The following is a 13,125-nucleotide window of genomic DNA, read 5'->3' on the forward strand; positions in this document are numbered from 1 at the left end:
ATCACGATTAAAATAAAGTGTGTAAATTGGTCATATTCCTTCGGGAAATCATATTAGTAAAAGAACATTGAAATTATTACCCCTGATATTTGCTTTTGTTTTCTGCTCACTTTCTGCGCAGAAGGCTTTGCCACTGGATACCTTGAAATTAAAAGAAGCAAAAGACCTTTTTGCAGACGATTATGGAAATTTGTACATCTATAAGAATAAAGATTTCAGTTTAACCAAATATGATTCTTTAGGAAAGCAGATTGGGAAAATGATGCTTACGGTACCATTTAAAATCCAGGGGGTTCAAAATCCACTTTCAGTTCCCTTGTTTTCAGAAAATGCCCAGGAATTAAAGTTTGTAGATCAGAATCTCAATGAGATCCAGAGAATAGATTTCAAACAGAAGTTTGCATTTATAAAAATAGCATATGCAGAAGATCTTCAGCAGATATGGCTTTTGGATGAGAGCTCAAAACGTCTCATTCAGTACAATTTCAGAAATGATACCACCATAAACTCGTATCCTTTTGATGCAAGCTTTGATGATCTGATGGATCTTCTGGTTTATGAAAATAAAGTATATATCCTGACAAGAAAGCATTTCAGGATCTATAGTCTGAAATTTGAAAAACTTATAGAGATTCCCATAGAAAACGGGAAAAGATTCAGAAGGGAGAATGAGTCTATTCTGATCATAACTAATAATTCAATTCTTAAATATATTCCGGAAAAAGGATTGGTGAAAATTTTTGAAGATCCTGATGCACAAATTGTGGATAAAAACACGCTTGCTTATTTTGAAATCAAAGCGAACAACCTTTATCTTTACAACCTTGAAAAAATTAAACAGGCAAAACAGGAGTCTGAGCCTGAACCTGGAAATACAGAAAAACCTGTTCAGAAGACACCAGAGCAAACTGGAGAATCAGCGGACAAATCATTAGAAAAGGTTCAGGACAAGTTTATTAAAGACCAGTCTGTGGAAAAACCTGCAGATACTACGTTGAAAAAGCTTCTTGAAGAGACTGCAGAAGTTCAGACTGTTGGTATTTAATAATTTTTTCATGGACATCAATAAATAAGGGAAAATAGAATATGCACATTGCAGTTACAGGAAATATCGGAGCTGGAAAAACGACATTAACGACGATGCTCTCCAAGCATTATGGATGGGATGCACAATTTGAAGATGTAGACCATAATCCTTATCTGGAAGACTTTTATGCAGATATGAGCAAATGGAGCTTTGCTTTGCAGATTTACTTTTTAGGAAGCAGGTTCCGCCAGGTAAAAGAAATAAGAGAAAGTGGAAAGAATATCATTCAGGATCGTACCATTTATGAGGACGCCCATATTTTTGCGGAAAATTTAAATGATATGCACTTGCTTTCGGACAGGGATTTTAAAAATTATCAGGATGTTTTTAATTTAATGAAATCTTTTGTTTCAGCCCCCGATTTGTTGATCTACTTAAAATCTGATGTACCCAATCTGGTTAAAAAGATCTATAAAAGAGGAAGAGAATATGAAGCTTCGATCAGTATTGAATATCTTTCAAAATTAAATCAGAAATACGAAAAATGGATTTCCAATTATACCGAAGGTAGATTGTTGGTCATTGAGGTAGATGATCTTGATTTCGTTGAAAAACCTGAAGATTTTGGGTTTATTCTGGAAAAAATTGAAGCTGAACTGAATGGATTGTTTTAATTAACAATACTTTAGGATCTTTTAGGATTGATGTAACTTGGTTTTTATCTAAATTTGTTACATACAAGTTTAATTGTTTATATTATTAAATATGTTAGTTAAGGTTTTACATAATGGAAGTTGTTCAAAATCAAATGCTGTTTTAGAGTATCTTGATGAGAATGGAGTGCCGTTTGAGATCATCAATATTGTGGAAGACCCATTAAGTATTTTAGAGTTAAAAACAGTTTTAAAAAAACTCAATCAGAGTGTTTTTCATCTGATCAGAAAGACGGAAAAATTATATCTTGAAAAATTTGCAGGGAAGAATTACTCAGAAGAAGAATGGTTGGAAATATTGTCTAAAAACCCTTCTTTAATTCAAAGGCCAATCTTAATAAAAGGTTCAGTTGCTATGCTGGGAAGGCCTATTGAAAATGTAAAATATTTTATTGAGAAATAAACCAGAATGAAATAATAAGAAAAGTCAGCTTTCGGCTGACTTTTTTATTTTTATAAAAGGATCACTCCTTCTATTTTTCCAACTTCTTTATAAATATTTACGACCTGATCAGCGTCTAAGACAAAAGCATTGATATTGCAGGCTGTATATTTTCCATTTTTACTTTCTCTGTTTCCAAGCGTAAATTTAATGCCGTCAAAAACCTTATATATTTCTGTAAGTTTTGCCTGATCTGTAGGAATTATAAATTTAAATAAATAATCTTCCGGAAAGTCGTGGTGGCCTTCCAGTTTTTCCTTTAAAGAATTATAAAATTCTTCCGGATTCGCGTGTTGATTTCCTTGAATGATATCCATCTAACAATTTTAATTTATATATAAATTTAACGAAATTTTTTCTATTTTCCAAGTGGACCTAACAGGGCTTGGGAGTTCTTTATTTCGTAATCTTCAATGATATTAAACAGTCCATTAACCAATTGTTCAGAGGCCAGCTTACTTAATCCTCCCGAATTGACAGTATTGCTGTTTCCACCCAGTAGGTTACCCAAGAAGTTACTTCCTGCCAAGGCTGTATTAATCGTTTTTACAATACCATACCGGTTAAGCTGTTCATCAACCTTTGGAGTAATAGCAGCCACAAGCTGATCCGAAGTTTTTTCCTTCAGAATTAAAGTAGCTGTACCTTTTTCTCCCTGAATGATCCTCGTTACATCCTGCGCATTCAAACTGTTAACTGCATTCTGAAGAATTGGTTTCGAAATATTTACAGTGTACGAAGCTGCTTCTGCAACATATTCCCTTTCCTTAGCAACCAGTGAAGGGGAAATTTTCTCCAGCATCGAATTGATATCTCTTAATTCTTTTGGTAACGCTTTATCCACCAGATTATTTTGTAGAAATGCATCTTTATTGCCATAAATATTCATTCCTTTATCGATTCCGTTCAATAAAAACTTTTTAATGATGGATAATCCCAGATCAGTCGTCGCAAGACTTGTGCAGGATTGTACAGAAGTTGTGATTACAGTAGCAGTTCCTGCAACTAATGCTATTGCCAGAATATATTTTTTCATTGATTTTTATTAATGGTTGAATTTTTCAAATACCGGGCCAAAGGTAAACAGGAAAATCTGTTTAACAAAATATTAATTTAATGTTAGCGATTTGGGGAGTTATTCTATAAAAACCCTTTAATATTCATTGTAAATTAAATGTTAAATTAAATTTATTTTTAGTGATAATACGTTAAAAAATTAACTTTTCACATATGATGTGTGATGTATCATGTTAATTTTAGAATTATTACGATATATTAACAATGTTTCATATATTTTTATAATTTTGGATTAATGTCTTTTTTTGAGAAATACAATATTTATTTAATTAAAGACAGCTTTGCAGTTTAAAAATCTGCTAAGAAATTTGATTGTACGAAATAAAATTGAACTATATGAAGCAAAGTGATTTAAAGTATTCATCGCTCATTGCTGTTTTATACTTTGGTATGAATGTCAATGCGCAGGTGACACCGAAAGATACTGTTCCGAAAGAGCATAAGATCGAAGAGGTGGTGATGATTGGATATGGCTCCCAGAAGAAAGAAAATATTACTGGAAGTATAGGGCTAGTGACAGCAAAAGATCTTGCAGATAAACCGAACGCTAATCCTATAAGCTCTATTCAGGGAAAATTAGCAGGGGTTCAGATTTTAAATTCTGGAACACCAGGAGGATCTCCCAGGGTAGACATCCGGGGAATTAGCTCTCTCACCGGTAAAACAGTTTTTATTGTTGATGGAATGATTACTGATGATATTTCATTTTTGAGCCCACAGGATATTGAATCCATGAGTGTATTGAAAGATCCCTCTAGTTTAGCAATCTATGGAGCAAGAGCATCAAATGGAGCAGTTATAATTAAAACAAAAAGTGGAAGAGGCAAAAAGCCTGTCTTTAACTTTAATTCTTATTTGGGAATCAAGACTGTCACGAACATTCCCAAAATGGTAAATTCTGACCAATACATCGAATTATTTAACGAAAAGTTACGTAATGAAGGGGTAACTGATCCTACAAAGTTTCTAAACAGGTCTAGCTATCCCGCGGACACTGATTGGTTTAAGGAAATTTTCAGACCAAGCATTATCAATTCTAATGATATATCCGCTTCAGGAAATGCTGGAAAATTAAATTATTATTTAAGTGCAGGATATTTACAGGACGAAGGAAATCTGGCTGCCGGACAAGGTATTAATTCTGGAAGTGGCTTTAATAGATTTAATTCTAAAGTTAACCTTATATACAAGATTACGGATAATATAACGATCGGAAATAATTTTACATTTTCTAAAATGCGTACCGATCAGGCACAGAATCCTTTGCAGGATGCTTATTCAGCGCCACCTGTGTATGCCCCGATTAATCCTGGTACAGGAGGATATCAGTATTTTTCACTTGTCAATATTTCAAATCCCCGAGCTAAACTTGACTTGTTCAGATCTCAAACTAGAGAAGAAAGGTTATTGAATAATATCTGGGGGGAATATAAATTTTTAAAAGATTTTACTTTAAGAATCAGTTATACCTCTGATAATATTAATTCGAATAAATATGAATTTACACCATCATTTACATATGCTCCTGATCCCAAACCAACGAAACTCATAACAAGAGATTCCAGAACTAGAAACTATGTGTGGGACAACACATTAAGCTGGAAAAAGAGCCTTGGAAAACATAATGTAGAAGTACTTGCTGGTTTTTCAAGAACAAGAAACTCTTATGCTCAGGAATATGCAGATGCTCTGAATATAAATTATAACGGAACAAACGCTTCACTAGATATTGCCAACGGAACTGACATCGTTAGAACTACTTTTGATGAAAAACGTACTGTTGTTCCATATCAGGACAGAATAGAATCGTTTTTTGGACGACTTAATTATGATTATGGAGGAAAATATTTGGTAAATGCCTCGATCCGTAGGGATGGAACTTCCAAATATTCCAGTAATGACAGATACCGTGTATTTCCAGCTGTAAGTGCTGGATGGGTAATTTCCAAGGAAAATTTTATGAGTGAACAAAATGTTTTTAATCTTTTAAAATTAAGAGCAAGTTGGGGAAAACTGGGAAACCCAGATGTACAAAGAGCTTATACTCTAAACACGACTATTATTAATGGAGGGGCCTACTATGGTAATACAGGCTCTCCGGCACAGACCATAGATCAGATTATAGACCCGAATATTGGTTGGGAAACGACAACGGGTAGGGACCTGGGATTAGAAATGGCATTGTTCAATAATAAATTGAAAATTGATGCTACCTATTTTGATAAAGATACCAAAGATGTTGTTTATGGTATTGTTCAGGGAACTGTATCAGGTGCTGGAAACTGGAATAATTATATTACCAATGCTTATTCTTTTAATAACAAGGGATTTGAAGCATCTGTAAACTATGATACAAAGATTAATGACAATATAAAGTTGGGAGTATATGGTAATATTACCACATTGAAAAATAAAATTACTTCTGTTGCTAATGGATCATATTTACAGACAGGGGCTAATTTGTATGGTAATGCAATCATACGATTACAAGAAGGACAACCTGTTGGTTCGTATTATGGTTATCAGGTAGAAGGAATTTTCCAGACTCAAGCGGAAGCGGATGCATGGGCTACCCAAAATGGTGCTAAAGCCGGAGGATTTAAATTTAAAGATATCGATGGAAATGGCGTAATTGATGCAAGAGATAAAACTTTTCTGGGAAGCCCTATCCCGAAAGGAACCTATGGATTCGGTATAAACTTAAATGTTTATGATTTTGATTTTGCCATTGATTTCCAGGGAGTGTTTGGTAATAAAATATACAATTTTAATAGGGAACAACGCTTTGGAAATGAAAGCTGGGACCTAGATTTTTATAATAACAGATGGCATGGTGCTGGGACATCTACTGAATATCCTATGGCTACAAATGATCAGTCTATTATTTTACCTAACAGTTTTTATGTAGAAGATGGAAGCTACATTAGAATTAGAAATATCCAGGTTGGGTATAATTTACCAAAAGCATTTACGAATTCAATGTCTATAACTAAATTAAGACTATATGTAAGTGCACAAAACCCTTGGACAAGTTTCAAATACCATGGATTTTCTCCTGAGATTTTGAACACCGATAAAGTACAAATGGGTATAGATAATAATATCTATCCGATTTCAGCAATTTATACTATCGGTATGAACCTAACATTTTAATAAGAAACCATTATGAAAAAGATATTTTTAACGGTCGCTTTATTTTCACTTGTAGTAAGTTGTAAAGACGATTATTTAGATATAAAACAAGAAGGGCAGACAGAAGCATCTTCTTTTTTTAAGACACAAGATGATGCAATGCAGGCAACCAGTGCTATTTATAGTTTCCTAAGAAGTTGGGAGAACTCTGCTTTTCCCTATCAATTCGTTTTTGGAGTGCCGGCTGACGACGTAGTGAAAGGTTCCAATCCAGGAGATTCTGCTTTTATTAATGTATATGATAATTTTACCTATACTGTAAGTGATGAAGGAGTAAGAGGTTACTGGATAGGACAATGGCAGGCAGTGAATAGAACAAATCAGGTAATTACTCATGTCCCGGCAATTCAAATGGATACAACCTTAAAGAATCGCCTGATTGCAGAAGCAAAGATGCTAAGAGCCTATTTCTATTTTAATTTAGTAAGAATTTATGGTGGAGTTCCTATTTATGACAAAGTAGAAACTGTATATGAAAAGCCAAGAAATTCTGTAGAGGAGGTTTATAATTTTATCATTTCTGATCTCACTGCGGCTGCTGAGGTACTTCCGCAAACGTATCCTTCCTCAGATCTTGGAAGAGTAACAAAAGGAGCAGCTTTAGGATTACTTTCAAAAGTTTACCTTTATAAAAAAAACTGGCAGAAGGCATATGAAACCTCTAATCAGGTAATTGCTATGGGATATAATCTAGATCCAGACTTTAATCATTTGTTCAGGCCTGCGGGTGAATTTGGTAGTGAATCTGTATTTGAAGTGAACTGTCAGTGTTCATCTCAATATGGAGGAAGTCAATATGCCCAGGTTCAAGGTGTTCGAAATCAGTTTGGATGGGGTTTTTTTACTCCTTCTAATGCGCTTGAAAATGCGTTTGAAGCTGGTGACATTAGAAAAGAACTTACCATACTTAGGAATGGGGAAACTACTCCTGAAGGTGATTTGATTGCTATGGGAGATCCCTTATCTGTAACAACATTTAATCAAAAAGTATATGTTCCGAAAGCATTGAATAATAATGCTTGTGACTACGGTTCTATTCAGAATATCAGAATATTAAGATTTGCGGAAATTTTATTAATCAATGCAGAAGCAGCCAACGAATTAGGAAATATATCAGCTGCTACTATAAATCTGAATAAAGTAAGAACAAGAGCTGGTTTAGCTGGAACTACAGCGTCAAATCAAGCAGCTTTAAGAACGGCAATCTGGCATGAGAGAAGAGTGGAACTGGCATTAGAAGGTGACCGTTTTGTTGATCTAGTAAGAACGGGACAGGCAGCAACAGTTCTAGCGCCATATGGATTTAAGGCAGGGAAAAACGAGGTGTTTCCTATTCCTTTGGATGCGATGGACCAAAGCCATGGTGCTTTCATTCAAAATCCAGGTTATTAATCTATAATCACATAAAAATAGCCAAAGTTTAGCTTTGGCTATTTTTTTAATTAACTCTATGTAAACGTATATTTTATGAAGTTAGGAATCATTTCTATTCTGGCAGTGGCGTCATTATTTTCCTGTAAAAATGCCCAGATGGGAAAACAGGAAATAGTAAAAAAAGAAGCTGTAAAAAGTACTATGAGTGATGAACAGCTGATGGACAAGGTTCAACGGGATGCTTTAAAATATTTCTGGGATTATGCAGAACCGAATTCTATGTTGGGAAGAGAACGTTACCATGAAGATGATATCTATCCGGATCATGATAAACATGTAATAACTACAGGTGGATCAGGATTTGGCTTAGCTACAATATTGGTCGGAGTGGAAAGAGGTTTTGTTCCCAGGAAAGAAGCGGTGAAAAGATTGACCCATATGATGGATTTTCTTGCTAAAGCAGATCGCCATAAAGGAGCATGGTCTCACTGGATCAATGGAGAAACGGGCAAAACAGTTCCTTTTGGAAAAAAAGATAATGGAGGAGATTTGGTGGAAACAGCATTTTTAACTTCAGGAATTTTAATGGTCCGTGAATATTTTAAAAATGGAAATGATGAAGAAAAAGCTCTGGCAAAGAAATGTGACGAACTATGGAAAGGAATTCAATGGAACTGGTATACCAAAGGCGGAGAGAAGGTTTTGTATTGGCACTGGTCTCCGGAATACCAGTGGGAAATGAATTTTCCATTGGAAGGATATAATGAATGTATGATTACTTATATTCTGGCGGCATCTTCTCCAACCTATTCAATTGATGCAGAAACTTATTATAAAGGATGGACCAGAAACGGAACTTTTCTTTCAGATAAAACGAAATACGGTCTTCCGATGTATGTGAAGCATAACTCTGCTGAGGAGTATGGCGGACCTTTATTCTGGGCACATTATTCATATATCGGGTTAGATCCCACCGGCCTTTCAGATAAACTGATTAAAAATTATTTTGATTTAAATAAAAACCAGGTCCTTATTGATTATAAATATTGTCTGGAAAACCCAAAACAATGGAAAGGATATGGTCCGGATTATTGGGGGCTTACGGCAAGCTATTCCAGAAATGACGATGGAACTACCGGATACAACGCTCATTTTCCTCAGAATGACCATGGGGTTATTTCTCCAACTGCAGCTTTAAGCAGTTTTCCTTATTCACCGAAAGAATCAATGGACTTTTTAAAATTTATTTATATTAAAAAACCTGAATTTGTGGGTTCAGCAGGACCTTATGACGCGACATCTATCCATTATAACAATTGGTTTACCCCACGGTATCTTGCCATCGACCAGGGAACAATTGCCCCGATGATTGAAAACTACAGGACAGGATTTTTATGGAAGCTGTTTATGAATGCTCCTGAAATTCAACAGGGTTTGAAAAAATTAAGTTTCAAATCTGAAAAATATGGAATCAAATAAAAGATAAAAAATGGACTTTGTTCCCATTTATAATAAGTCAAAATCTCACTAACAATATGAAATTAAAACTTAGACATGCTTTGTTTCTGCTTCCGCTTTTTTCTTTACAGATCAATGGTCAGGAGATCAAGGCAGAACTCAACAAGGAAATCAAAAGAACAGAAAAGATATCTTATATTTTGGACTATCCCCAAAAAGTAAAAGGAAATCTTCCGTTAATTGTTTTTCTCCATGGATCGGGAGAAAGGGGAACTGACCTTGAAATGGTAAAAGCCCATAGTCCCTTTACCTATAAAAATCTGATCAAGGAACCTGTCGCTATTTTAGCTCCTCAGTGTCCTGCAGATAGCTGGTGGGATACGATTACCGTTTATAACCTGATTAAAGAAATCCAGAAAAAATATAAAATCGATGCTTCCAGGATTTACCTTACGGGGCTTTCACTGGGAGGTTGGGGAACCTTAAAACTAGCAATGGAGCATCCTGAAATGTTTGCTGCTGTAGTCCCGGTATGTGCTCCTACAGATCAGATTATGACAGCAAATGTCAATCGATATAAAGATCTGAATATGAAAATTTTTCACGGTGGAATGGATGACATTGTTTTGCCTGAAAATGCGTTCAGATTATACCAGAAGTTACATCCGGTAAACCCTGGTGCGGAATTAATCATATTCCCGAATGATAATCATAACTCCTGGGACTCAGCTTATTCAGACCCCGGATTATACGAATGGATGTTGTCCAAGAAGAAGTAAGATAAATAATAACGAAAAGTAAGAATCCGGATTAAGAATCTGATGTTCACAATTACTATTAAAAAATGAAGATAAAATGAGTAAAAAGTTAGTTTTAATAGCTGCGTTAGCACTTTCGCCATTGTTTTCGGCTCAGGAAATGGTTACAAGACCTGTTCAGTCCTACCAGACGGCCCAATATCAGGCAAAGAAAAAAGCCTTTGTAGATCAGCTTTTGTCAAAAATGACCTTAGATGAAAAAATAGGACAGTTGAATTTACCAAGTTCGGGAGATTTTACAACAGGATTGGCTCAAAGTTCCGACATAGGTAAAAAAGTAGAACAAGGTTTGGTCGGTGGACTATTCAATATAAAAGGAGCGGACAAAATAAAAGCAGTTCAGAAAGTTGCAGTAGAAAAGAGTAGATTAAAGATTCCGTTGATCTTTGGAATGGATGTTATTCATGGTTATGAAACAACTTTTCCTATTCCTTTGGGCTTGGCAGCTTCATGGGATATGAACCTTATTCAGCAATCTGCGAGAGTTGCCGCAAGAGAAGCATCTTCTGATGGAATTAACTGGACATTTTCCCCAATGGTGGATATTTCTCGTGAACCAAGGTGGGGGAGAGTCTCTGAAGGTTCGGGAGAAGATCCTTTTTTAGGCAGTGAAATAGCCAAAAATATGGTATATGGCTATCAGGGGAAAGACCTTTCTGTGGGCAATACCATTTTAGCGTGTGTAAAACATTTCGCATTATATGGAGCCGGTGAATCAGGGAGAGACTATAATACCGTAGATATGAGTCATGTGAGAATGTTCAATGAATATTTCCCTCCTTACAAAGCTGCTGTGGATGCCGGAGTTGCATCAGTAATGGCATCATTTAATGAAGTGGACGGAGTTCCTGCAACCGGAAACAGATGGCTTCAGACAGAGGTTTTGAGAAATAAATGGAATTTCAAAGGCTTTGTGGTAACGGATTATACCGGAATTAATGAAATGGTAGATCATGGAATGGGAGACCTTCAGCAGGTTTCGGCTTTAGCTTTAAAGGCCGGGGTTGATATGGATATGGTGGGAGAAGGTTTTTTGACAACCCTTAAAAAATCCTTGTCAGAAGGAAAAGTTACGCAGGCTGAAATTGATATGGCAGCTAAAAGGATTCTTGAAGCCAAATATGATTTAGGATTGTTTGATGATCCCTATCGTTATGGCAATGCTAAATTAGCAGCAAAAGAGGTTTATAACCTCGAAAATCGTACGATTGCCCGAAATGCCGCTGCTCAATCAATGGTTTTAATGAAAAATGATAATCAGGTTCTTCCATTGAAAAAAACAGGGACCGTAGCAGTCATTGGTCCTTTGGTAAACAATTCTTTGAATATGGCAGGAACCTGGAGTGTCGCAGCAAAGCATGATCAATCTGTTGCTTTGATGAAAGGTCTTCAGGACAATTTTGGAAAAGAAGTAAAATTTATTTCAGCAAAAGGAGCTAACATTGATTACAGCGCTAAATTAGAAGAGATCTATGCAGCTCATGGAAAGAAAACAGATAGAGATAACCGTTCAAAAGAGGTGCTTTTAAAAGAAGCTGTGGATGTTGCCAATAAAGCGGATGTCATTGTTTTAGCCATCGGGGAATCGGCAGAAATGAGTGGTGAATCTTCTTCGAGAACGGAAATCACCATTCCACAGTCTCAGGTTGATCTATTAAACGAGTTGAAGAAAACAGGAAAACCTATTGCAATGGTGCTTTTCACGGGTAGGCCATTAGCCCTTACGAATGTAAAAGATGTTCCTGATGCCATTCTGAACGTCTGGTTTTCTGGTTCTGAAGCAGGTAATGCTATTTCTGATGTATTATTTGGAAAGGTGAATCCTTCCGGTAAATTACCTATGACATTCCCAAGAAGTCTTGGACAGGTGCCTATTTATTATAATGCTAAAAATACAGGACGTCCGTTAAGTCAGGATCTTGTTGATAAATGTGAGTATCAGCGATTTCGTTCCAATTATATGGATGAGTGTAATACCCCTCTTTATCCGTTCGGTTTTGGTTTGAGCTATACCCAATTCAACTACTCTGATCTTACCGTATCTGATCCTAATCCGAAAGGTAACCAAACGGTTCAGGCCTCTGTTACGGTAACCAACTCAGGGAATTATGACGGAGCAGAAGTCGTACAATTGTATATCCGCGATATGGTAGGAAGCATTACAAGACCGGTAAAAGAATTAAAAGGATTCCAGAAGGTTTTCCTTAAAAAAGGAGAATCTAAAAAAATTACTTTTGATATAACACCGGAAAGCTTAAAATTCTATAATGGGGATTTAAAATTTGACTGGGAACCGGGAGAGTTTGATATTATGATCGGAACCAATTCAGAGGATGTAAAACACTCTAAAATTAATTGGAGCAAATAATTTTAAGCCATTCATTTTGAATGGCTTTTTTTGTATCTTAGAATTAAATTAACTAATACCCTATTTTTGGCATACTTTTTACCAATCTGAAAACATTAAAAAATTAAATATGAAAAAAACAATTTTACTTAGCGCAATGTTCCTGGGTTCTTTCACTTTTGCACAACAAAAAGCTCCGGTTTTAGGAGGGGACAGAGATGTCCATGGCTGTAAAGGCTCTGCGGGTTACACTTACTCACAGATCAAGAATGATTGTGTACGGGTTTTCGAACAAAAAATCAAATTAAAAGAAGTCGGCTCGGATAAAAGCTATACCACAATGACTGCCGTTATTTTTAGCAAAAATATGAAACAGGCGGAAATTTTTATTCCGGATGGTAATGCCAAAAGTATTATTCTGGAAAGAGAAGGGAAAGGAAACATCTGGAAAAGTGGAAAACATATAAAAGAAAGCTATGTCCTGGTTCCTTATAAGAAAAAAGGTTATCAGATCAAGAAAGATGATGTTGTTATTTACCAATAAATCAGGAAGGCCATTCGAAAGAGTGGCCTTTTATTTTGATACCAGAAATGTTTACCATTATGGAAAAAAGTTACGTATTGGTTTTTATTTGGAGCTTTTTCCCGCTTTTCGTTTCAATCTTTTTTTCAAAAAA

11 protein-coding genes are annotated in these 13,125 nt (G+C 35.6%); 9 read left to right on the forward strand and 2 right to left on the reverse strand.

Going from position 1 to position 13,125, the window contains the following annotated elements:
- Nucleotides 1-67 precede the first annotated feature (67 nt).
- From AAEU33_RS12340 to AAEU33_RS12350, 3 genes are all read left to right on the forward strand, one after another.
- Nucleotides 68-1,045, forward strand: a complete 978-nt coding sequence (locus tag AAEU33_RS12340) for a hypothetical protein (protein ID WP_345987813.1) — start codon at nt 68-70, stop codon at nt 1,043-1,045.
- 41 nt (nt 1,046-1,086) lie between these two features.
- Nucleotides 1,087-1,701 (forward strand): deoxynucleoside kinase, encoded by a 615-nt coding sequence (locus AAEU33_RS12345; protein WP_172278961.1) that lies wholly within the window; start codon nt 1,087-1,089, stop codon nt 1,699-1,701.
- A gap of 91 nt (nt 1,702-1,792) precedes the next feature.
- Nucleotides 1,793-2,143 carry an ArsC/Spx/MgsR family protein gene (locus tag AAEU33_RS12350; RefSeq protein ID WP_273648364.1) on the forward strand — a complete coding sequence of 117 codons (351 nt, stop codon included), beginning with the start codon at nt 1,793-1,795 and terminating at the stop codon, nt 2,141-2,143.
- A gap of 50 nt (nt 2,144-2,193) precedes the next feature.
- Here AAEU33_RS12350 and AAEU33_RS12355 read toward each other — a convergent pair whose 3' ends face one another.
- The gene (locus tag AAEU33_RS12355; protein ID WP_172278957.1) at nt 2,194-2,499 is read right to left on the reverse strand and encodes a DUF493 family protein; all 306 of its coding nucleotides are present in this window, start codon (nt 2,497-2,499) and stop codon (nt 2,194-2,196) included.
- A gap of 41 nt (nt 2,500-2,540) precedes the next feature.
- On the reverse strand, nt 2,541-3,218 hold the full coding sequence (locus tag AAEU33_RS12360) for a DUF4197 family protein (RefSeq protein WP_345987815.1): 678 nt from the start codon (nt 3,216-3,218) through the stop codon (nt 2,541-2,543).
- Between the two features lie 377 nt (nt 3,219-3,595).
- Between AAEU33_RS12360 and AAEU33_RS12365 the strand changes: the two genes are divergently transcribed.
- From AAEU33_RS12365 to AAEU33_RS12390, 6 genes are all read left to right on the forward strand, one after another.
- The gene (locus AAEU33_RS12365; protein ID WP_273648362.1) at nt 3,596-6,412 is read left to right on the forward strand and encodes a SusC/RagA family TonB-linked outer membrane protein; all 2,817 of its coding nucleotides are present in this window, start codon (nt 3,596-3,598) and stop codon (nt 6,410-6,412) included.
- Nucleotides 6,413-6,424: 12 nt separating this feature from the next.
- The gene (locus tag AAEU33_RS12370) at nt 6,425-7,843 is read left to right on the forward strand and encodes a RagB/SusD family nutrient uptake outer membrane protein (protein ID WP_345987817.1); all 1,419 of its coding nucleotides are present in this window, start codon (nt 6,425-6,427) and stop codon (nt 7,841-7,843) included.
- A gap of 75 nt (nt 7,844-7,918) precedes the next feature.
- On the forward strand, nt 7,919-9,304 hold the full coding sequence (locus AAEU33_RS12375; RefSeq protein ID WP_345987819.1) for a glucoamylase family protein: 1,386 nt from the start codon (nt 7,919-7,921) through the stop codon (nt 9,302-9,304).
- A 56-nt stretch (nt 9,305-9,360) separates the two neighbouring features.
- The gene (locus AAEU33_RS12380; RefSeq protein WP_273648359.1) at nt 9,361-10,062 is read left to right on the forward strand and encodes a prolyl oligopeptidase family serine peptidase; all 702 of its coding nucleotides are present in this window, start codon (nt 9,361-9,363) and stop codon (nt 10,060-10,062) included.
- Between the two features lie 76 nt (nt 10,063-10,138).
- Entirely contained in the window at nt 10,139-12,469 is a 2,331-nt protein-coding gene (bglX, locus tag AAEU33_RS12385) for a beta-glucosidase BglX (RefSeq protein WP_345987820.1), read from the forward strand.
- Between the two features lie 109 nt (nt 12,470-12,578).
- Complete coding sequence (locus tag AAEU33_RS12390; RefSeq protein WP_172278943.1) at nt 12,579-12,992, forward strand: hypothetical protein; 414 nt, start codon at nt 12,579-12,581, stop codon at nt 12,990-12,992.
- Nucleotides 12,993-13,125: the final 133 nt, after the last annotated feature.

The organism is Chryseobacterium sp. Chry.R1, assembly GCF_039645525.1.
In the GTDB taxonomy this organism is placed as follows: domain Bacteria; phylum Bacteroidota; class Bacteroidia; order Flavobacteriales; family Weeksellaceae; genus Chryseobacterium; species Chryseobacterium proteolyticum.